We start from the raw sequence: 20,059 nt of genomic DNA on the forward strand, positions 1-20,059 counted from the left end.
TATGGCGGCATTTGAATACAAAGCATTGGATGCCAAAGGCAAAAGTAAAAAAGGCTCAATTGAAGCAGATAATGCTCGTCAGGCTCGCCAAAGAATAAAAGAGCTTGGCTTGATGCCGGTTGAGATGACCGAGGCTAAAGCAAAAACAGCAAAAGGTGCTCAGCCATCGACCAGCTTTAAACGCGGCATCAGTACGCCTGATCTTGCGCTTATTACTCGTCAAATATCCACGCTCGTTCAATCTGGTATGCCGTTGGAAGAGTGCTTGAAAGCCGTTGCCGAACAGTCTGAAAAACCTCGTATTCGCACCATGCTACTCGCGGTACGTTCTAAGGTGACTGAAGGTTATTCGTTAGCAGACAGCTTGTCTGATTATCCCCATATCTTCGATGAGCTATTTAGAGCCATGGTCGCTGCAGGGGAAAAATCAGGACACTTAGATGCGGTCCTCGAACGATTGGCAGATTACGCTGAAAATCGCCAAAAAATGCGTTCTAAGTTGCTGCAAGCGATGATCTACCCAATCGTGCTGGTGGTGTTTGCGGTGACGATAGTCTCCTTCTTGCTTGCCACCGTAGTGCCTAAGATCGTTGAGCCGATTATTCAGATGGGCCAAGAACTTCCTCAATCGACACAATTTTTATTAGCATCGAGTGAATTTATCCAGAATTGGGGTATCCAACTACTGTTGTTGACCCTTGGTGTGATTGTTCTTGTGAAGACCGGGCTGAAAAAGCCGGGCGTTCGTATGAGTTGGGATCGCAAACTATTGAGTATCCCGCTGATCGGCAAGATAGCGAAAGGGATCAATACCTCTCGTTTTGCACGAACACTCTCTATCTGTACATCGAGTGCGATTCCAATCCTTGAAGGGATGAAGGTCGCGGTTGATGTCATGTCGAATCATCATGTGAAACAACAAGTTTTACAGGCTTCAGACAGTGTTCGAGAAGGCGCGAGCTTACGTAAAGCATTGGATCAAACCAAACTCTTTCCACCGATGATGCTGCATATGATCGCCAGTGGTGAGCAGAGCGGTCAGTTGGAACAGATGCTGACAAGAGCGGCAGACAACCAAGACCAAAGCTTTGAGTCGACGGTTAATATCGCCCTAGGTATCTTTACCCCAGCCCTTATCGCGTTGATGGCAGGCTTAGTGCTGTTTATCGTGATGGCGACGCTGATGCCAATGCTTGAAATGAACAATTTAATGAGTGGTTAACCTACTGCTCATCAGACGTTAGTTTTTGGATTATCGAGAAAAAGGACATCATTTCCCTTAACTCGCTATCTGCAATTTGGAGAAAATAATGAAAAATAAAATGAAAAAACAGTCAGGCTTTACCCTATTAGAAGTCATGGTTGTTGTCGTTATCCTTGGTGTTTTAGCAAGCTTTGTTGTCCCTAACCTTTTGGGTAACAAAGAGAAAGCGGATCAACAAAAAGCCATCACTGATATTGTGGCGCTAGAAAACGCGTTAGATATGTATAAGTTGGATAACAGCGTTTACCCAACGACGGATCAAGGCCTTGATGGTTTGGTAACAAAGCCAAGCAGCCCAGAACCTCGTAACTACCGTGACGGTGGGTACATTAAACGTCTACCAAACGACCCTTGGGGCAATGAGTACCAATACCTAAGCCCTGGTGACAACGGTACGATTGATATCTTCACTCTTGGCGCTGATGGTCAAGAAGGCGGTGAAGGTATCGCTGCGGATATCGGTAACTGGAACATGCAGGATTTTCAATAAGCTTCGGCTTGTTGTTTGATACGTTATTGTTGCGTGATACGTTATTGATGGTAGGACGTAAACAGATGGAGTCTAAAGGTGAAAACTAAGCAAACACAGCCAGGTTTCACCTTGATTGAAATTCTCTTGGTGTTGGTACTACTGTCAGTAACGGCGGTCGCGGTGATTTCGACCATTCCTACCAATAGCAAAGATGTTGCCAAAAAATACGCTCAAAGCTTTTATCAGCGAATTCAGCTACTCAATGAAGAGGCTATTTTGAGTGGCTTGGATTTTGGTGTTCGTGTTGATGAAAAGAAATCGACCTACGTTCTGATGACTTTGAAGTCTGATGGTTGGCAAGAAACTGAATTCGAAAAGATCCCTTCTTCAACTGAATTACCAGAAGACCTCGCACTGACACTGACACTCGGTGGTGGTGCGTGGGAAGACGACGATCGCCTCTTTAATCCGGGAAGCTTATTTGATGAAGATATGTTTGCGGATCTTGAAGAGGAAAAGAAGCCAAAGCCACCACAGATCTACATCTTGTCGAGTGCTGAAACGACACCTTTTACGCTTTCTTTCTACCCAAATACCGGTGATACCGTGCAAGATGGCTGGCGTATTCGAGTGTTAGATAATGGTGTGATTCGACTGCTAGAGCCGGGAGAAGAAGATGAAGAGGAATAAACGTTCTTCTTATCGTTCTCGTGGTATGACGCTGCTTGAGGTGTTGGTTGCGCTTGCTATCTTCGCTACGGCGGCGATCAGTGTGATTCGTGCTGTCACCCAGCACATTAATACACTCAGCTATCTAGAAGAAAAAACCTTCGCGGCGATGGTCGTTGATAATCAAATGGCCTTAGTGATGCTGCATCCTGAGAAGCTTAAAAAAGCGCAGGGCACGCAAGAGTTAGCGGGAAGAGAGTGGTTCTGGAAGGTGACTCCCATCGATACCAGCGATAATCTATTAAAGGCGTTTGATGTGAGTGCGGCAACCAGTAAGAAAGCGTCTCCAGTCGTTACGGTGCGTAGTTATGTGGTCAACTAAGAGCGTGTGGTTAACTAAGAGTATGCGGTTAATTAAGAACAGCTCGCTAACTAAGAGCATGTTGGCAGATAAGCGTACACCACGTAAACAAGGTCTATCTTCAAAAGGGGGAGGCTTTACCTTAATTGAAGTCTTGGTCTCGATTGCTATCTTTGCCACGTTAAGTATGGCGGCTTATCAGGTGGTTAATCAGGTACAGCGAAGCAACGAGCTCTCAATCGAGCGCAGTGCCCGTTTGAATCAACTGCAACGCAGTTTAGTCATTTTAGATAATGATTTTCGCCAGATGGCGGTGCGAAAATTTCGTACCAATGGTGAAGAAGCATCATCTAAGCTGATCTTAATGAAAGAGTATTTACTGGATTCCGACAGTGTTGGCATCATGTTTACTCGTTTGGGGTGGCATAACCCACAACAGCAGTTTCCTCGCGGTGAGGTGACGAAGGTTGGCTACCGAATCAAAGAAGAAACGCTTGAGCGTGTATGGTGGCGTTACCCCGATACACCTGCAGGCCAAGAAGGTGTGATTACTCCTTTGCTTGATGATGTAGAAGGTTTTGAAATCGAATTTTATGACGGGAGTCGCTGGGGAAAAGAGTGGCAAACCGATAAGTCCCTGCCGAAGGCGGTAAGGTTAAAGCTAACCTTGAAAGACTATGGTGAGATAGAGCGAGTTTATCTCACTCCTGGTGGCACCCTAGATCAGGCCGATGATGCTTCAAGCAATGACTCTTCAGGCAGTAGTGAGGGGAATAATGATTCGTCGAACTAACAAGCGTATAGCGACAAGGTCAACTTTCGGGCACAAACAGCGTGGTGTCGCGCTGATCATTATTTTGATGCTATTGGCGATCATGGCCACCATTGCTGGCAGCATGTCTGAGCGTTTGTTTACTCAATTCAAGCGTGTTGGTAATCAATTGAATTACCAACAGTCCTACTGGTATAGCATTGGTGTGGAAGCGCTTGTGCAAGACGGCATAAGGCAAAGCTACAAAGACAGTGATACTGTGAACCTAAGCCAACCATGGGCGTTAGAAGAGCAGGTATACCCATTGGATTATGGACAAGTCTCAGGTCGAATCGTCGACGCTCAGGCGTGTTTTAATCTCAATGCATTGGCTGGGGTGACGACCACTTCAAGTAACCAGACACCTTATTTAGTCACGGTTTGGCAAACCTTATTGGAAAACCAAGATGTTGAGCCTTATCAGGCTGAGGTTATCGCAAATTCCAGCTGGGAGTTTGTTGATAGTGATACCCGCACTACCTCTTCGTCTGGCGTAGAAGACAGCACTTATGAAGCGATGAAGCCATCTTATCTGGCGGCGAATGGCTTAATGGCGGATGAATCCGAGTTACGAGCGGTTTATCAGGTCACTGGTGAGGTGATGAATAAGGTTCGTCCATTTGTTTGTGCTTTACCCACCGATGATTTCCGATTGAATGTGAATACACTCACGGAAAAACAAGCACCTTTATTGGAAGCGATGTTTGCACCAGGCTTAAGTGAATCGGATGCAAAACAGCTGATAGACAAGCGCCCGTTTGATGGCTGGGATACGGTCGACGCATTTATGGCTGAACCTGCCATTGTTGGCGTGAGTGCCGAAGTCAGCAAAAAAGCGAAAGCATATTTAACTGTAGATAGTGCCTATTTTGAGCTAGATGCAGAGGTATTAGTTGAGCAGTCACGTGTACGTATACGGACGCTTTTCTATAGTAGTAATCGAGAAACAGTGACGGTAGTACGCCGTCGTTTTGGAGGAATCAGTGAGCGAGTTTCTGACCGTTCGACTGAGTAGCGAACCACAAAGCCCTGTGCAGTGGTTAGTTTGGTCGACAAGCCAACAAGAAGTGATAGCAAGTGGTGAACTGTCTAGCTGGGAACAGCTTGACGAGTTAACGCCTTACGCTGAAAAGCGCAGCTGTATCGCTTTATTGCCGGGAAATGAATGCTTAATTAAGCGTGTTGAGATCCCGAAAGGTGCTGCTCGCCAGTTCGACTCTATGCTGCCGTTTTTGTTAGAAGACGAAGTGGCACAAGATATCGAAGACTTACATCTGACTATTTTGGATAAAGACGCGAGTCACGCTACCGTGTGTGGTGTGGATCGTGAATGGCTAAAACACGCTTTAGAGCTGTTTCGCGAAGCCAATATTACCTTCCGTAAGGTGCTACCAGATACACTAGCCGTACCTTTCGAAGAACAAGGCATCAGTGCGTTGCAGATAGAGCAACATTGGCTATTGCGCCAAGGTAACTATCAAGCGGTATCGATCAGCGAAGCATGGTTACCGATGTTCCTGCAAAGTGACTGGGTTGTCGCTAGTGAGGAAGATCAAGCGACGACAATTTTCAGCTACACCGCGATGCCGAGCGACGACGTTCAGCAGCAAAGTGGTCTCGAGTGGCAGGCTAAGCCTGCTGAATTGGTGATGTCTTTATTGAGTCAGCAAGCGATCATAAGCAGCGTAAATTTACTGACTGGCACCTTTAAAACCAAATCTTCATTCAGTAAATATTGGCGTGTTTGGCAGAAAGTGGCGATTGCTGCTTGTTTGCTGGTGGCCGTGATTGTGACTCAACAAGTGTTGAAGGTTCAGCAGTATGAAGCGCAAGCTGAAGCTTACAGAGCCGAGAGTGAACGTATTTTTAGAGCTGTGCTGCCAGGTAAACAACGAATTCCGACAGTAAGCTACCTTAAGCGTCAGATGAATGATGAAGCTAAGAAATACGGTGGCTCAGGCGATGGTGACTCCTTACTCGGTTGGCTAGCATTGTTGCCAGAAACCTTAGGGCAAGTGAAGTCGATCGAGGTGGAAAGTATTCGTTATGATGGCAACCGCTCTGAGGTTCGACTACAGGCTAAAAGTTCTGACTTCCAACACTTTGAGACCGCAAGGGTGAAACTCGAAGAGAAGTTTGTCGTTGAGCAAGGACCATTGAACCGCAATGGCGATGCCGTATTTGGCAGTTTTACTCTTAAACCCCATCAATAACCTGCGTAAGGAGATCAGTGATGAGAAATATGATTGAACCACTCCAAGCGTGGTGGACTTCAATAAGTCAAAGAGAGCAACGATTAGTCGTTGGTTGCTCAGTTTTATTTGTGTTGGGTATCGTTTATTGGGGGTTATTGCAGCCACTCAGTCAGCGAGCTGAACTTGCACAAAGCCGCATTCAAAGTGAGAAGCAACTTCTGGCTTGGGTAACGGACAAAGCCAATCAAGTAGTTGAACTACGAGGCAGCGGTGGCATCAGTGCCAGTCAGCCTTTAAACCAATCTGTGCCAGCTTCTATGCGCCGTTTTAACATCGAGCTGATACGCGTACAACCACGTGGTGAGATGCTGCAAGTGTGGATTAAGCCTGTGCCATTTAATAAGTTCGTTGACTGGCTGACATACCTGAAAGAAAAGCAGGGTGTTGAGGTTGAGTTTATGGATATTGATCGCTCTGATAGCCCCGGGGTTATTGAGATCAACCGACTACAGTTTAAACGAGGTTAATGTGAAACGCGGTTTATCTTTCAAATATGGTCTGTTATTCAGCGTCATTTTTATCGTTTTTTTCTCGGTAAGCTTGTTGCTACACTTGCCCGCTGCTTTTGCTCTCAAGCATGCGCCCGTTGTGCGTGGTTTAAGCATCGAAGGCGTTGAGGGCACTGTTTGGCAAGGTCGCGCTAACAATATTGCTTGGCAGCGTGTCAATTACGGCTCAGTGCAGTGGGACTTCCAGTTCTCTAAACTATTCCAAGCCAAAGCAGAACTTGCAGTTCGCTTTGGCCGTAACAGCGATATGAACTTATCCGGTAAAGGTCGTGTTGGGTATAGCATGAGCGGTGCTTACGCGGAAAACTTAGTGGCATCCATGCCAGCAAGAAACGTGATGAAATATGCGCCAGTTATTCCAGTACCCGTTTCTATTGCAGGACAAGTTGAATTGACGATCAAACATGCGGTTCATGCTCAGCCTTGGTGCCAATCGGGCGAAGGTACGCTTGCTTGGTCTGGTGCCGCAGTCGACTCACCAGTGGGTTCGTTAGACCTCGGTCCTGTGATTGCGGATATTACCTGTGAAGACAACACCATTGCCGCCAAAGGCACCCAAAAGAGCGAGCAAGTGGACAGTGAGTTCTCAGCGAGTGTAACGCCGAATCAAAGCTACACCTCGGCGGCATGGTTTAAGCCAGGTGCTGAATTCCCACCAGCGATGCAGAGCCAACTTAAGTGGTTGGGCAATCCTGACAGCCAGGGTAAGTACCAGTTTACCTACCAAGGTCGTTTTTAACCCGGTATCTACTTCTGAACTCGCATCCGCTGGTTATTAAGTCACGAGATATAAAAATGGGCACCTCAATGAGGTGCCCATTTTGTTTGAATGCTTAACTGCTTAACTGCTTAACTGCTTAACTGCTTAACTGCTTAACTGCTTAACTGCTTAACTGCTTAACTGCTTAACTGCATGATCGCAACCAAAGCCGTGGAGTTTAGTCTTTACCTTGTAAGATTTCTGCCCAAGGTAAGTCAGCATCGCCAAGAACAATGAAGTTTGGATTCTCTAGAGTATCCCTTTCATTGTAAGAGAGCGGCTCTAATTGAGTGCTCAGGATTCGGCCTCCCGCTTCTTCAACAATGCACTGGGTTGCCGCTGTATCCCACTCTCCGGTTGGTCCAATACGTAGATAACAATCGACAGCACCTTCTGCGACTAAACATGCCTTAAGCGCTGCTGAACCTAGAGGAACTAAGTCGTAATTCCAAGCAGAACTCATACGGTTAGTGATGCGATTGATGTCTTGTCGACGACTGATCGCCATCGCGATCGATTGGTTTGGCAGTTCATGGCGGTGTGTTTTAATCTTCACACTGTCATTAAGGTCCGGGATCTTCCAAGCGCCTTTACCACTGTAAGCGTAATAGCTCACACCTGAAACAGGCGCGTACACGACACCCATTACTGGTTTGTTGTGCTCAATTAAGGCGATGATTGTTGCAAAGTCGCCACTTCTTGCGATGAACTCCTGCGTGCCATCTAGTGGGTCAACCAACCAGTAGCGATCCCATTGAGAGCGTTGCTCTAGGCTGATGTCGGCGTCTTCTTCGGATAATACGGGAATATCAGGCGTCAATTCACTGAGTTTTTTTAATATCAGCTTATGTGCTGCAAGATCGGCACTGGTCACCGGAGTGTCATCACTCTTGATGAACTCTTCGTAATCCTTTTTCTCGTAAATCTCTAAGATGAGTTGGCCTGCAGAGCGAGCAATCTCAATGATAGAGGGTAGGAGGTGAGACAAATCTTTTGTTATTGGCATAAATATTCTCTTACTCTTCGAGCGAGCCTGAATGTTCTAATTATTGTTTAATACACGAAGGGCTAATAGTAGGGCTGTAATACTACGAGCCTCACAAAAGTCGAGATGCGTTAACAGTTCTTCGGCTTGAGCAAGTGGCCAGCGGACAATATCTAGTGGCTCTGGCTCATCACCTTCTAGCTTCTCTGGGTAGAGTTCTTCTGCGATAAACAGCGTCATTTTGCTAGAGAAATAAGAGGGTGCGAGAATTACTTCTTTTAAAGGCGTGAGTTTATTAGCGCCAAAGCCAATCTCTTCTTTTAGTTCACGAACGGCGGCTTGATTAGGCTGCTCACCTGGATCAATTAACCCTTTTGGGAAGCCGAGTTCATAGCGCTCTGTGCCTGCTGCGTATTCACGCACTAACAGAATATCGCCTTGTTCAGTAATCGGAACCATCATTACTGCGTTGCGGCCGCTGGGCTTCATACGTTCGTAAGTGCGCTCTTTACCGTTTGAAAAGCGTAAATCGAGAGACTCGATAGAGAATAGTTTTGATTGAGCGACAGTTTGTTGAGCCAAAATTTCTGGCTTGGTCCTTTTTGTCATTGCGCTCGCTCCTTAGCTCATTGGAATTCTTTCTTATAAAGTCATTCTAATATAGGGGAAATAGAGTTGAGTTCCTAGATCCTAGTTTTCATATCCTGAAATTATTGAATCAGGAACCGATTGCGATCACTTGAATACCTTACTCCAAATGGTAACGCGCCCATCATTATTGGCATTGAACGAAAAACAGACGGTTCGGAAGCGCTCTGCTGTTTTAAACACAAAAAAGGTTGATGCTTGAGCATCAACCTTTTCATTGAATCTTTAACTTTCCACTGCCTTAGACTGCATGAGTGCTAAGTCGTAGGAGCACTTAGTTGTAAAGTGCTTAGTAGTAAGAGTGCTCACCGCGATCGTGCTCAGTTGCATCACGAACGGCAGTCAATTCACCTTCGAATTGTTGAAGAAGTTCTTTCTCGATGCCTTCTTTAAGTGTTACATCAACCATAGAACAACCGTTACAACCGCCGCCGAATGCAACGATAGCAGCACCTTCTTCAGTGATCTCTACTAGGCTAACGTGACCGCCGTGGCCAGCAAGTTGTGGGTTCACTTGTGTTTGGATTGCATACTCAACACGCTCTATCAGAGTTGCGTCGTCTGATACTTTACGCATCTTCGCGTTTGGTGCTTTAAGTGTAAGTTGAGAGCCCATTTTGTCTGTAACGAAGTCAATTTCGGCTTCGTCTAGGAATGGTAGGCTTAGCTCATCTACATACGCAGAGAAAGCTTCAAAAGAAAGCTTTGTGTCAGACGCTTCGATAGCATCTGTTGGGCAGTAAGAAACACCACACTCAGCGTTTTGCGTACCTGGGTTTACCACGAACACACGAATGTTTGTACCTTCAGGCTGCTGTGACAGCAGATTGGCAAAATGAGTTTGAGCGGTTTCTGTAATAGTAATATTTGACACGACGAATACCCGAGTAGATTTGTAGGTTATTAGCGCCATTCTACTCCTGTCAGATTTGTAATTCAGCCCTTTTTTGTTGGATTGCTGTACAAGTAGCGATTCTCACTATTTATCCAGAGGGCTCAGGAGTGCGGCAGATACAGTAAATATCAATCCTTTTCACGCCCACTTCAAGTAGTAATTGGCATAATTGATACACTGTACTTCCTGTGGTTACAACATCATCAATTATCGCAATGTGAGGATAATCAGTCGCTTCAAAGTCGCGAGGGACAAGCGTGAAAGCACCATTTAGGTTACTCAGCCTTATAGACTTGGTTAACCCTTGTTGAGAAAGCGTGGCGCGAGTTCGCCGAAACAATACGTCACTTTTCACCCCTAACTCTTGAGCGGTGTAGTTTGCCAATAATTGGCTTTGGTTAAAGCTGCGTTGAATGTATCGAGTCCAATGTAAAGGGACACTGGTAATCAGCGGGGCTGGATGGTCAATGCGTGAGGCTAACAACTTCGACAGATCGCGAGTAAACCAAAACTTATCGGAATATTTCATCTGCTGGATATAGCGCGCGATTGGGAAGGTGTAATCGCCCACACAATAGAGACGATGCCATGGTGGAGGTTTAGATAAACACTGACCACATTGCTCGACGGTAGTGAGGGTTTTTAAGCCACACCGCTGGCAGCGCGGCACTGGCTCGAAGAGATTAAGACAATCATTACACCATCGCGGGTGATCATCATGAGGGGATTTGTCCAATTTACACAGGTGACATTGAGGTGTGACCAGCCGTGGTGTGTGTTTTTGTAGCCAATCAGATAACATAGCTCGCAGTGCTTTTGGGTTATGGTGTTCTTTTTACTCACCATACTGAAACGTACCCTTGATGGTGGATGAAATAAGTAGGGAATATTGAGAATGAGTGACGCGTTGTATTGGCATGTTTCAGGGCAAGGACCCGATTTGGTACTGGTCCACGGCTGGGGAATGAACGGTGCGGTATGGCAACAAACCGTGAATACGCTAGAAGCTGATTTTCGAGTACATGTGGTGGATTTACCGGGGTATGGGCACAGCGCACATTGCCACGCTCAAGATCTCGAAGAGATTGCCAAGCAACTTATCGCTGACGCACCTAAGCAGGCGATCTGGGTTGGTTGGTCACTGGGTGGCTTGGTCGCAACACACATGGCTCTGCATCACTCAGACTACGTGAGCAAATTGGTGACTGTCGCTAGCTCACCTAAATTCGCAGCGGCAAAAGAACCCGTATTATGGCGAGGCATTCAGACAAACGTATTAACCGCATTCACCGAGCAACTGGTTGAAGACTTTCAAACCACCATCGAACGCTTTATGGCGCTGCAAGCCATGGGCAGTCCTTCTGCAAGGCAAGATGTCAAACAACTCAAGCAAGCGGTGCTTTCACGCCCGTTACCGAACCCTGATTCTTTATTGGCTGGCTTAAAGATGCTGTCTGATGTTGACCTACGTGAACAATTGCCTGAGATTTCAGTACCGATGCTGCGCTTGTATGGCCGATTAGACGGGCTAGTGCCAATCAAGGTAGCTAAAGATTTGGGTGCTGCACTGCCTCATACCGAGCAATATATCTTTACTCAGTCTTCGCATGCGCCATTTATGACCGAAGCGGATGCCTTCTGCAGTGAGTTGATTAGCTTCGCACAAAAATAATCGCTAAATTTATAGCCAGCTTGGTCGATATATAATCTAACCAAGGCGTTGCATGATACTCAGACCTCACTCTCTCCTGAGCTGATTGCGGTAAGTTTTGGGCTATGCCTGTTGTGTAACTCAGCACAGCAGTGTTATGGCAATAGCGATGGGCGATTCTTGAGGAGAGTTCGCGATGATTGTGTCACCTGCAACTGCAGTAAGTGTGCCACTGATCGCCCCATCCGTTAATGTGCAAACAGAGCAAGTTGCGCGTGATAATAGAGTTCGAGAGCCTGTAGCTCCCGCAGTAGCATTGGCGAAAACCAATGCAGAACGAAAGGTAAAACCGGACGATAAACGAAGGCAGCAGTCGGCTTGGGATCCTTCAGACCATCCTGGTTATGAAATGGATAATGAGTCAGAAGCCAATTCGATTAGCCATGAAGAGCCTCAAGATCCTTTTGATAGGCTATTCAGCTTGTTGGCACTGAAGACATACAGTGCCGACCAAGGAAAAGGCTATACCATGCGTTTCCGCCTGCCAAAGCATGTTTTAGATGCGGCGATCCAGGAAGGACAGATGGAGAAACGACGTAAGGTCATAAAATACCACTATGGTCATGCTGTTGCGCCTCATGCTCCATCAGAAATGCTGATTGTGTTGTAATTATACTCTTCATACTTGAAGCTGCAGCGTTGTTAACTGCAACTCCAATTATTTTGAGTGTAAAATACGCATAATACAGCTAAGTTTCGATGTCTCTTTTGAACACATAATAAAAAAACCTGCATACCCTAAGGGATGCAGGTTTTCTGTTTTAGGCGCGTCAGTTCTGGTGAAGATTAAACTGATGCTTTAATCGTTGCTTCTTTACCAATGTTAGAAATCGTTATTTCTTCGCTTTAGCAAAGGCAGCAGCGAAAGCACCGCCCATCGCAGCGTTTTGTTGTGGCTCCTCACGACGGCGTTGTCCGCCTTGTGAGTTTTGATTCGGTCGGCTTTGCGTACGAGGCGTACTTGAACGTTGCGCTCGGTTATCTTGTCCAGGTTCATCTTTCATACGCATGCTTAGTGCAATACGTTTACGCTGAACATCCACTTCCATCACCTTCACTTTCACGATATCACCGGCTTTCACCACTTCACGCGGGTCAGCAACAAAGCGATCGGTCAGCGCTGAAATGTGCACCAAGCCATCTTGGTGAACACCAATATCAACGAACGCACCAAAGTTAGCTACGTTGGAAACCACACCTTCTAAGATCATGCCGGGTTCTAAGTCAGACATGCTATTTACGCCATCGGCGAACGTTGCCGTCTTGAACTCAGGACGAGGATCTCGACCCGGTTTATCCAGCTCTTTGATGATGTCGGTTACTGTCGGTACACCAAAATTCTCATTAGTGTAATCAACCGCATGTAAACCACGTAAGAAGTCTGTGTTACCGACCAGAGACTTGATGTCTTTCTGGTTTTTCTCGGCGATGGTTTTCACCAATGGGTAAGCTTCTGGGTGAACTGATGATGCGTCTAGAGGGTTCTTACCATCCATGATACGTAGGAAGCCAGCACACTGTTCAAAGGCTTTTGGCCCTAAACGAGCGACTTTCTTCAAGGTAGTACGCGCTTCAAAGCGACCGTTTTCATCACGGAAGTCCACGATGTTTTGAGCGATGGTGCTAGAAAGACCAGCGACACGAGTCAGAAGCGCGGCAGAAGCGGTATTCACATCAACACCAACTGCGTTTACACAGTCTTCGACAATCGCATCTAGGCGCTTAGCGAGCATAGTTTGGCTAACGTCGTGTTGGTATTGGCCCACACCGATCGATTTAGGGTCAATTTTCACTAGTTCTGCCAGTGGATCTTGTAGACGACGCGCAATAGACACCGCGCCACGAATTGAGACATCCATGTTCGGGAATTCTTTCGCTGCTAATTCAGAAGCAGAATAAACCGATGCGCCAGCTTCGCTAACAATGATTTTCTGTGCTGTAAGGTTGCCACGCTTAATCACATCAGCAACAAAGCTGTCTGTTTCGCGCGAAGCGGTACCATTACCGATTGCAATTAAATCAACATTGAACTGGCGAACCATCTGCTCAACAACGTGCGCAGATTTGTCGTATTGCTTTTGAGGCGGGTGAGGGTAAATGGTCTCTGTTGCCAGAACCTTACCCGTAGAATCCACCACAGCGATTTTCGAACCAGTACGTAAACCCGGATCCAAACCCAAGGTTGCACGAGGACCAGCAGGAGCCGCCATCAACAGGTCTTTAAGGTTAGTTGCGAATACTTCAATCGCTTCGATCTCACCGCGTTCTTTCATAGCACCCATTAGCTCGGTTTCCATGTGCATAGAAACCTTAATGCGCCATGCCCAGCTAATCACTTGCTTACGCCATGCATCTGCAGGTGCGCTGCTCAGGGTAATACCATAGTGATCAGAGATGATGTTTTCACAGTATGAACCACGGACACCTTCTTCTTGTTCTGGATCAGCATTCATCGCCAACGTTAGGAAGCCTTCATTACGGCCACGCAACATGGCAAGTGCTCGGTGAGAAGGCACTTTGTTTAGTGTTTCGTTGTGTTCGAAATAGTCTTTGAACTTCTCGCCGGCTTGCTCTTTGCCTGCTACGACTCGTGAAACGAGTTCAGAGTTACGTGTTAGGTGTTGTCGAATCTTTTCAAGTAGGTTTGCGTCTTCTGCAATACGCTCCATCACGATCGCACGTGCACCATCGAGTGCTGCTTTAGTATCAGCAATGCCTTTATCGCTGCTGATGAAGTTAGCGGCTTCGGTTTCAGGATCGTGCTGTGGTTCATTCCATAGCGTATCGGCAAGTGGCTCTAAGCCTGCTTCGATTGCGATCTGACCTTTGGTACGACGCTTTGGTTTGTATGGCAGGTATAAATCTTCTAGGCGTGTCTTGCTGTCGGCTTGAGTGATGTCACGCTCGAGTTCTGGCGTGAGCTTGCCTTGGTCTTGAATCGACTTAAGAATCGTTTGGCGACGATCGTCGAGCTCGCGAAGGTATGAAAGGCGACTATCAAGGTTACGTAGTTGGGTATCGTCTAAGCCACCCGTGACTTCTTTACGGTAGCGGGCAATAAAGGGAACGGTGTTACCGTCGTCAATTAGGTTTACTGCGGCGGTGACTTGCTCTGAACGAACATTCAGTTCTTCAGCAATCAGTCGACAGATAGCTTGGCTCATCCGATGAATCTCTTATTTAATATCATGACAAATACATGGGGGTGAGCGTACGCTTTTTCTAGCTTTGGCTGTGTAATTATCCTGTCAGAAGTCTAATTTCCGTTTGTGATACCCACTTTGTGCGAGATCTCTCACACGTGGTGTGCGACTAAGTCACTTTAAACCGATGAAATCATCTTGAAATCAACCTAAGTTGCTGATTTTATTTGGTTGTGTGTTTGTGGGCGTATTTCTTACCTGAAATGTTTTTTGGGACTATCTAGGAAACTCGCCCAAATACCGTAATATTTAACTTGTCGACAGGGAGTTGGCAGGAACAGGAAAAAGCCTAATGGATTAGGTATCTTCAGGATGAAGATTTGATTACTTAGGATGAGTGGTCAGCAAGGAAGTTATAATCTCTGGATGAGATTCGCCAGTCAGGATGACAGGCTAGAATGGACACCGCTAGGATGGCGATGAACAAAAAGGAAATTGGTTAAAGGATTTAGCCACTATCAAGGAAAGATGCAGGGAGCACCTTATCTCGAAGAGATAAACAGTAGCCGGATTGCTGCGATAGAGACTTAACCCCGCTAGGCGAAAGCCTTGCGGGGTTTTCTTTTATCTGCGTTATATGCCCTTCTCTTGTACACTCATTTTCAATGCCAAATATGTAACTCATCTTCGGTATATCTTCTTATATGGCTCAAGCGAATGTTGCACAGTGCATATTGTGTGCTTTAGCTAAATAACTTTGAATCATTGATGTCGAACGGTGTGTAATCGAATCACTAACCATATCGCTGGCGACTTTGTGGTTACGAGTCCGATAAAATGTATGATTATACCAATCGTAGTAAATAACTGGTCACCCTAGTTTGTTAAAAACCTCGATAACTTCGTTAAAATTTTTGATTGTAGAATAACTACTTATCGAAAAATTCTTCCTTGTTCTCAAGTTTTTTTCCTACGCTATTTTTGATCACTTACTTACTGTGATTGGTATTAGAAGGTGCTGATAAGCTTGAATATGACGCAAAGCAAGATCTATCATCATGCTCCCAGTTTGTTTCTATGATAAACATAACGTTATTAAAGCCCTTACCGTATTTATAGACACTCAAGGTTATTGAATTGAAGACTAAATTAATTACCCGAGAAGGTTACAACAAGCTTAAAACTGAGCATGATCATCTATGGCATGAGAAACGTCCCGAGATTACTAAGATTGTGACTTGGGCTGCGAGCCTAGGGGACCGTTCTGAAAATGCAGACTATACGTTCAATAAACGTCTGCTTCGCCAGATAGATCGTCGTGTACGCTTCTTGCGTAAGTTCTTGCCAGACGTCACTATTGTCGATTACTCGCCACAGCAGGAAGGCAAAGTCTTTTTTGGGGCTTGGGTAGAAATTGAGAATGAAGAGGGTGATGTGAAGACCTTCCGAATTGTTGGTCCTGAAGAAATTTACGGTGATGCTAAAAGCTATATTTCGATTGATTCTCCAATGGCACGTGCGTTGCTCAAAAAAGAAGTTGATGACGAGTTCGTTGTTCGCACTCCGGATGGAGATAAAGAGTGGTTTATAAATTCAATCTCATACGATAGGCCTTAAGCTGAGTGTCTATGTATGTGCGCACCTATCCATTTTTTGTGTTGGGAAGCAAAATGAGCTGAAAAAACAAAGAGATTCATTATTATTTTTAAAAGTTTGGTAGACCTTATGGGGAAAGGCGTTCAAGTGAAAATAGGTGACTTTTAGCTATAATAAAAAATTTAGTTATTTTATTTAAATGAAAATAATGCTTTACAACGAATAGGTAATGACTAACAATGGCGTCGCTCTGTTGTTCAGAGTTATTAAATGAAACATCCAGTTGTAAAGTAAAGCCCTCAGAATTCCTTCGTTATTGTCGTGTCCTCAGTGTTTCCCTTAGCTTCATAGATACATTAAATAATTCAAGCTCTCAGCGCATCGCATTATTCTTGCGATTAATTTTTATTTTATATAAGGGACACAACATGTCTAACAAAACAAACGGCGTAGTAAAATGGTTTAACGAAGAGAAAGGTTTTGGTTTCCTAACTCAAGACAACGGCGGTGCTGACGTATTCGTTCACTTCCGTGCAATCGCTTCTGAAGGTTTCAAGACTCTTAAGGAAGGCCAACAAGTGTCTTTCGAAGTAGAGCAAGGCCAAAAAGGTCTTCAAGCTGCAAACGTTGTAGCTCTATAAGATTTAAGTAGACGCAAGTGGTCGATGACTGCTTGCGTCACTTTCCCCATACCTAAGTTTATATTTATATCACCTCGCGAAAATATTCAACATTCCCCTCATACTCCTTGTATTTGTCGTTACGTTTCTTATTTACCTCGTTTTTATAAATAAAATTATTAATGCATATCATTAGTAGTATTTTAAAATACTGCGGATTCGTTATATCTAACGAAAATAAATAAGGAATAAATATGTCTCGCTCTGTAGGACGTAAGCTTTTTTGGTTTCAGCAAAATAGACAAAATCAAACAATTAATAAGAAGTAGGAGTAATATGAATATTACATTTAATTTGTTTAAAGATAATCTCTCTTGGAGCGGTGTTATACATCAACTCAATAGCGATATTTTAAAGCGCCATGTGCTTGTTAATGGCAATGTGGGCTCAGTTGAGATGAGATTTTCGTACTGTGAAGCAACATCAACAGGTAGCATTACTGATCAGCACGATGATGTTTTAGGCGAGTTTAGCATTTTAGCGTAATACAGAGCATTCTGATGCTCAGCTTAGATCCTTAAGTGACGATCCCCCAGATTTCTACCAATCTAATCTCTTTCCTTTAGCGTTACGCCACTCAATACCACTGAACCTTTGTTAGAACAACAATAAAAATCACGACACAAAGAACCGTAATTGGCGCTTCATCAGCGCTCGCCATGGTATTCGCAATTTGCTGATTGTTTACTTAAGCTTGTTTTATTATTCTTGTAGATTAGTAACTTAACTGCCATCAATCTTACTTAAATACATAGCGTTATGAGCTACAATAAGAGAAGGCAACATACGTTAACAATTATTTAGGCGACTTTTTCTCCAATAATGTTACATTTTTAATGTCTTATACCAATATATAACGTACCAAGAATGCTTAACCTTAGGTTTAAGCTTTAATAGGTGGAACCATTACATGCAAGAAAACTACAAAATTTTAGTGGTCGATGACGATGCTCGTTTACGTGCATTGCTAGAACGCTATCTGTCAGAGCAAGGCTTTCAAGTGCGTAGCGTGGCAAACAGTGAGCAGATGGACCGCCTGTTAACCCGTGAAAATTTTCACTTGATGGTATTGGATTTAATGTTACCGGGCGAAGACGGTCTATCGATCTGTCGTCGTCTACGAAACGCAAACAACTCGCTGCCTATCCTAATGCTGACGGCAAAGGGGGACGAAGTGGATCGCATTGTGGGTTTGGAAGTGGGGGCTGATGATTACCTGCCAAAACCATTTAACCCGCGTGAACTGCTTGCTCGTATCAAAGCGGTAATGCGCCGCCAAGTGATTGAAGCTCCGGGCGCGCCAAGCACAGAAGAGTCTGTGGTTGAGTTTGGTGAGTTCCGCCTGAACCTAGGTACGCGTGAAATGTTCCGTGGTGAAGAGCCTATGCCTTTAACTTCTGGTGAATTTGCAGTGCTTAAGTCACTGGTGACTAACGCTCGTGAGCCAATGTCTCGCGATAAGCTAATGAACATGGCTCGTGGTCGTGAATACTCAGCGATGGAGCGTTCTATCGATGTTCAGATTTCACGTCTGCGTCGTCTTGTTGAAGAAGATCCAAGTAAACCTCGCTACATCCAAACGGTGTGGGGCTTGGGTTATGTATTCGTTCCAGATGGCAAAGCTGTCTAATCTAGCTCTATAAGAGCCAAAGCAGCTTTATCGATTCTGTGAATCAGAATTCTTTATTTACGGGCCATCTCATTAATATGTGATGGCCCGTTTTGTATTCAGCACAATGGTTTAGAGTTATAGTTTCACTATGTCTCTGTTTCTTCATCCCTCATTTTAGGTCTTCTATGCGCATACGTAGCTCCTTTACTCAGTCGATAGTGCTCTTCTTAACCTTGCTGGTTGCTAGCCAAGTTTTTTCTTATTACGCCGTGTTCAACTATGCCTTGATGCCAAGTTTACAGCAGTTCAATAAGATTCTGGCTCACGAGTTAAACCTAGTATTGGATCAAGGCAGCGATATCGAAATCGATGCGCCACTGCGCCAGCGTGTGCTTGAGCAGCTTGGGGTAACCGTTCACGCCAAAGACAGCGAAGCGTCGGGTGAGTATTACCATGCGATGGCGATTGACCTGATGAGTGAGGAAATGACCAAAGAGCTTGGCTCTGAAACGGAAGTTCGGCTGATTCTAGGCAAAGAGAGTTATGTGCTGTGGATGGACATCGATCAGTTGCCTAATTCATTGATTCGTATTCCTCTATCTGAGTTGCAAGAAGAGGATTTTGCGCCTCTATTCCGTAATAGCTTGATCATGGCGATGTTGATTGTTGCTGGTGGTTGGTTGTTTATCCGATTACAAAACCGTCCGCTGATCGCGCTAGAGAAAGCGGCGCAAGGGGTTGGGCGTGGCGACATTCCACCACCACTTCCGGTGCAAGGTGCGCAAGAGATTCGTTCGGTGACTCGAGCCTTTAATCAGATGTCGAAAGGCATTCAAGAACTCGAAGAAGATAGAGCCTTGCTGATGGCCGGTATCAGTCATGACTTGCGTACGCCACTTACCCGTATTCGTTTGGCGACTGAAATGATGTCGCCAGAAGACAGCTACTTGGCGGAAGGGATCATCAGTGATACCGAAGAGTGTAACGAGATCATCAGCCAGTTTATGGATTACCTAAAGCCAGTCGATCGAGATTCATTCCAAGCGGTATTTGTCGATGATATTGCCCGTGAAGTTTCCAGTTCAGAGGGTGGCTACGAGATCCAGATTGAAACCGACATTCCGGAAGCAATGAAACCTGCATTAGGTAACCCGATTGCGATGAAGCGTGCCGTGAGTAACCTGGTGGTCAATGCCCTGCGTTACGGCAATGGTTGGGTGAAGGTTTCTACGGGGATGACGGCCGACAATAAGCTTGCTTGGGTAACCGTTGAAGATAATGGCCCAGGGATCCCGCAAGACCAAGTAGGTAAGTTGTTTGAACCGTTCACGCGTGGTGATACCGCTCGTGGCAGTGAAGGTACCGGCTTAGGCTTGGCGATTGTGAAACGTATTGTCAGTCAGCACCAAGGTGCTGTCGTGGTTAATAACCGCAGTGAAGGTGGCTTAAAAGCGCAGATCAGTTTTCCTGTGAAGCCTTAATTACTATTGGGAGTTGGGGAGCTGTATAGAGATCCCCGACTCGGTCATTCTTCCCTCTCGGGGATGACGAATTGCTAACCATGGACTTTGATGATGAAAGTTTACTTTGATCGTCATTCCCTATCGTGAGGAACTAGCGAATAGGGAATCTCGCTCTTGCTTGATGAAAGTAACGCACACTAAAAAGGCTTCCTCAAGGAAGCCTTT

The 20,059-nt window shown here is 45.3% G+C and carries 21 protein-coding genes; 16 read left to right on the forward strand and 5 right to left on the reverse strand.

Annotated elements, in window-relative coordinates:
- The first annotated feature begins 1 nt into the window (after window position 1).
- The 9 genes from gspF to IHV80_RS00700 all read left to right on the forward strand — a co-directional run bounded on the left by gspF (window position 2) and on the right by IHV80_RS00700 (window position 7,080).
- Window positions 2–1,222 (forward strand): type II secretion system inner membrane protein GspF, encoded by a 1,221-nt coding sequence (gspF, locus tag IHV80_RS00660; RefSeq protein ID WP_192889735.1) that lies wholly within the window; start codon window positions 2–4, stop codon window positions 1,220–1,222.
- Window positions 1,223–1,310: 88 nt separating this feature from the next.
- On the forward strand, window positions 1,311–1,754 hold the full coding sequence (gene gspG / locus IHV80_RS00665) for a type II secretion system major pseudopilin GspG (RefSeq protein WP_004735601.1): 444 nt from the start codon (window positions 1,311–1,313) through the stop codon (window positions 1,752–1,754).
- Between the two features lie 78 nt (window positions 1,755–1,832).
- The gene (gene gspH / locus IHV80_RS00670; protein ID WP_102343936.1) at window positions 1,833–2,426 is read left to right on the forward strand and encodes a type II secretion system minor pseudopilin GspH; all 594 of its coding nucleotides are present in this window, start codon (window positions 1,833–1,835) and stop codon (window positions 2,424–2,426) included.
- Entirely contained in the window at window positions 2,413–2,787 is a 375-nt protein-coding gene (gene gspI / locus IHV80_RS00675) for a type II secretion system minor pseudopilin GspI (protein ID WP_192889736.1), read from the forward strand. Before gspH ends, gspI begins: the two co-directional genes overlap by 14 nt.
- Complete coding sequence (gene gspJ, locus IHV80_RS00680) at window positions 2,774–3,559, forward strand: type II secretion system minor pseudopilin GspJ (protein WP_192889737.1); 786 nt, start codon at window positions 2,774–2,776, stop codon at window positions 3,557–3,559. Before gspI ends, gspJ begins: the two co-directional genes overlap by 14 nt.
- The gene (gene gspK / locus IHV80_RS00685) at window positions 3,543–4,592 is read left to right on the forward strand and encodes a type II secretion system minor pseudopilin GspK (protein ID WP_192889738.1); all 1,050 of its coding nucleotides are present in this window, start codon (window positions 3,543–3,545) and stop codon (window positions 4,590–4,592) included. The genes gspJ and gspK overlap by 17 nt, the downstream gene beginning before the upstream one ends.
- On the forward strand, window positions 4,561–5,790 hold the full coding sequence (gene gspL / locus IHV80_RS00690; RefSeq protein WP_192889739.1) for a type II secretion system protein GspL: 1,230 nt from the start codon (window positions 4,561–4,563) through the stop codon (window positions 5,788–5,790). Before gspK ends, gspL begins: the two co-directional genes overlap by 32 nt.
- Before the next feature lie 20 nt (window positions 5,791–5,810).
- Window positions 5,811–6,299, forward strand: coding sequence for a type II secretion system protein M (locus tag IHV80_RS00695; RefSeq protein ID WP_192889740.1), 489 nt, complete (start codon window positions 5,811–5,813; stop codon window positions 6,297–6,299).
- 1 nt (window position 6,300) lies between these two features.
- Complete coding sequence (locus IHV80_RS00700; protein WP_192889741.1) at window positions 6,301–7,080, forward strand: type II secretion system protein N; 780 nt, start codon at window positions 6,301–6,303, stop codon at window positions 7,078–7,080.
- 199 nt (window positions 7,081–7,279) lie between these two features.
- On the opposite strand, the gene cysQ is transcribed toward IHV80_RS00700, so the two are convergent.
- The 4 genes from cysQ to IHV80_RS00720 all read right to left on the reverse strand — a co-directional run bounded on the left by cysQ (window position 7,280) and on the right by IHV80_RS00720 (window position 10,431).
- Window positions 7,280–8,107, reverse strand: coding sequence for a 3'(2'),5'-bisphosphate nucleotidase CysQ (gene cysQ / locus IHV80_RS00705; protein ID WP_192889742.1), 828 nt, complete (start codon window positions 8,105–8,107; stop codon window positions 7,280–7,282).
- Between the two features lie 36 nt (window positions 8,108–8,143).
- Window positions 8,144–8,695: an ADP compounds hydrolase NudE gene (gene nudE / locus IHV80_RS00710; RefSeq protein ID WP_192889743.1), complete on the reverse strand. Its 552-nt coding sequence runs from the start codon at window positions 8,693–8,695 to the stop codon at window positions 8,144–8,146.
- A gap of 328 nt (window positions 8,696–9,023) precedes the next feature.
- Window positions 9,024–9,608, reverse strand: a complete 585-nt coding sequence (gene nfuA, locus IHV80_RS00715; RefSeq protein ID WP_009848013.1) for a Fe-S biogenesis protein NfuA — start codon at window positions 9,606–9,608, stop codon at window positions 9,024–9,026.
- Between the two features lie 109 nt (window positions 9,609–9,717).
- Window positions 9,718–10,431 (reverse strand): ComF family protein, encoded by a 714-nt coding sequence (locus tag IHV80_RS00720; protein WP_192889744.1) that lies wholly within the window; start codon window positions 10,429–10,431, stop codon window positions 9,718–9,720.
- Between the two features lie 93 nt (window positions 10,432–10,524).
- Between IHV80_RS00720 and bioH the strand changes: the two genes are divergently transcribed.
- Both bioH and IHV80_RS00730 read left to right on the forward strand, forming a co-directional pair.
- Complete coding sequence (bioH, locus tag IHV80_RS00725; protein WP_192889745.1) at window positions 10,525–11,301, forward strand: pimeloyl-ACP methyl ester esterase BioH; 777 nt, start codon at window positions 10,525–10,527, stop codon at window positions 11,299–11,301.
- Window positions 11,302–11,476: 175 nt separating this feature from the next.
- A complete protein-coding gene (locus IHV80_RS00730) occupies window positions 11,477–11,950 on the forward strand; it encodes a hypothetical protein (RefSeq protein ID WP_017107878.1) in 474 nt (157 codons plus the stop codon).
- 223 nt (window positions 11,951–12,173) lie between these two features.
- On the opposite strand, the gene IHV80_RS00735 is transcribed toward IHV80_RS00730, so the two are convergent.
- Complete coding sequence (locus IHV80_RS00735) at window positions 12,174–14,504, reverse strand: Tex family protein (protein WP_192889746.1); 2,331 nt, start codon at window positions 14,502–14,504, stop codon at window positions 12,174–12,176.
- Window positions 14,505–15,620: 1,116 nt separating this feature from the next.
- Here IHV80_RS00735 and greB point away from each other — a divergent pair.
- From greB to envZ, 5 genes are all read left to right on the forward strand, one after another.
- On the forward strand, window positions 15,621–16,100 hold the full coding sequence (greB, locus tag IHV80_RS00740; protein ID WP_192889747.1) for a transcription elongation factor GreB: 480 nt from the start codon (window positions 15,621–15,623) through the stop codon (window positions 16,098–16,100).
- Between the two features lie 407 nt (window positions 16,101–16,507).
- The gene (cspE, locus tag IHV80_RS00745) at window positions 16,508–16,720 is read left to right on the forward strand and encodes a transcription antiterminator/RNA stability regulator CspE (RefSeq protein ID WP_004735656.1); all 213 of its coding nucleotides are present in this window, start codon (window positions 16,508–16,510) and stop codon (window positions 16,718–16,720) included.
- A gap of 315 nt (window positions 16,721–17,035) precedes the next feature.
- Entirely contained in the window at window positions 17,036–17,245 is a 210-nt protein-coding gene (locus IHV80_RS00750) for a hypothetical protein (RefSeq protein ID WP_192889748.1), read from the forward strand.
- A 424-nt stretch (window positions 17,246–17,669) separates the two neighbouring features.
- Window positions 17,670–18,389, forward strand: coding sequence for an osmolarity response regulator transcription factor OmpR (gene ompR / locus IHV80_RS00755; protein WP_009848007.1), 720 nt, complete (start codon window positions 17,670–17,672; stop codon window positions 18,387–18,389).
- Between the two features lie 167 nt (window positions 18,390–18,556).
- Window positions 18,557–19,852 carry a two-component system sensor histidine kinase EnvZ gene (gene envZ, locus IHV80_RS00760; RefSeq protein ID WP_192889749.1) on the forward strand — a complete coding sequence of 432 codons (1,296 nt, stop codon included), beginning with the start codon at window positions 18,557–18,559 and terminating at the stop codon, window positions 19,850–19,852.
- The last annotated feature ends 207 nt before the right edge of the window (window positions 19,853–20,059 follow it).

Origin of the sequence: Vibrio bathopelagicus (genome assembly GCF_014879975.1) — a bacterium.
In the GTDB taxonomy this organism is placed as follows: domain Bacteria; phylum Pseudomonadota; class Gammaproteobacteria; order Enterobacterales; family Vibrionaceae; genus Vibrio; species Vibrio bathopelagicus.

Coding starts and splice junctions, on each gene's coding strand:
- gspF (WP_192889735.1), top strand. CDS start 2: ATGGCGGCATTTGAATACAAAGCATTGGATGCCAAAGGCAAAAGTAAA.
- gspG (WP_004735601.1), top strand. CDS start 1,311: ATGAAAAATAAAATGAAAAAACAGTCAGGCTTTACCCTATTAGAAGTC.
- gspI (WP_192889736.1), top strand. CDS start 2,413: ATGAAGAGGAATAAACGTTCTTCTTATCGTTCTCGTGGTATGACGCTG.
- gspJ (WP_192889737.1), top strand. CDS start 2,774: ATGTGGTCAACTAAGAGCGTGTGGTTAACTAAGAGTATGCGGTTAATT.
- gspK (WP_192889738.1), top strand. CDS start 3,543: ATGATTCGTCGAACTAACAAGCGTATAGCGACAAGGTCAACTTTCGGG.
- IHV80_RS00695 (WP_192889740.1), top strand. CDS start 5,811: ATGAGAAATATGATTGAACCACTCCAAGCGTGGTGGACTTCAATAAGT.
- cysQ (WP_192889742.1), bottom strand. CDS start 8,107: ATGCCAATAACAAAAGATTTGTCTCACCTCCTACCCTCTATCATTGAG.
- nudE (WP_192889743.1), bottom strand. CDS start 8,695: ATGACAAAAAGGACCAAGCCAGAAATTTTGGCTCAACAAACTGTCGCT.
- IHV80_RS00720 (WP_192889744.1), bottom strand. CDS start 10,431: ATGTTATCTGATTGGCTACAAAAACACACACCACGGCTGGTCACACCT.
- bioH (WP_192889745.1), top strand. CDS start 10,525: ATGAGTGACGCGTTGTATTGGCATGTTTCAGGGCAAGGACCCGATTTG.
- IHV80_RS00730 (WP_017107878.1), top strand. CDS start 11,477: ATGATTGTGTCACCTGCAACTGCAGTAAGTGTGCCACTGATCGCCCCA.
- IHV80_RS00735 (WP_192889746.1), bottom strand. CDS start 14,504: ATGAGCCAAGCTATCTGTCGACTGATTGCTGAAGAACTGAATGTTCGT.
- cspE (WP_004735656.1), top strand. CDS start 16,508: ATGTCTAACAAAACAAACGGCGTAGTAAAATGGTTTAACGAAGAGAAA.
- IHV80_RS00750 (WP_192889748.1), top strand. CDS start 17,036: ATGAATATTACATTTAATTTGTTTAAAGATAATCTCTCTTGGAGCGGT.
- ompR (WP_009848007.1), top strand. CDS start 17,670: ATGCAAGAAAACTACAAAATTTTAGTGGTCGATGACGATGCTCGTTTA.
- envZ (WP_192889749.1), top strand. CDS start 18,557: ATGCGCATACGTAGCTCCTTTACTCAGTCGATAGTGCTCTTCTTAACC.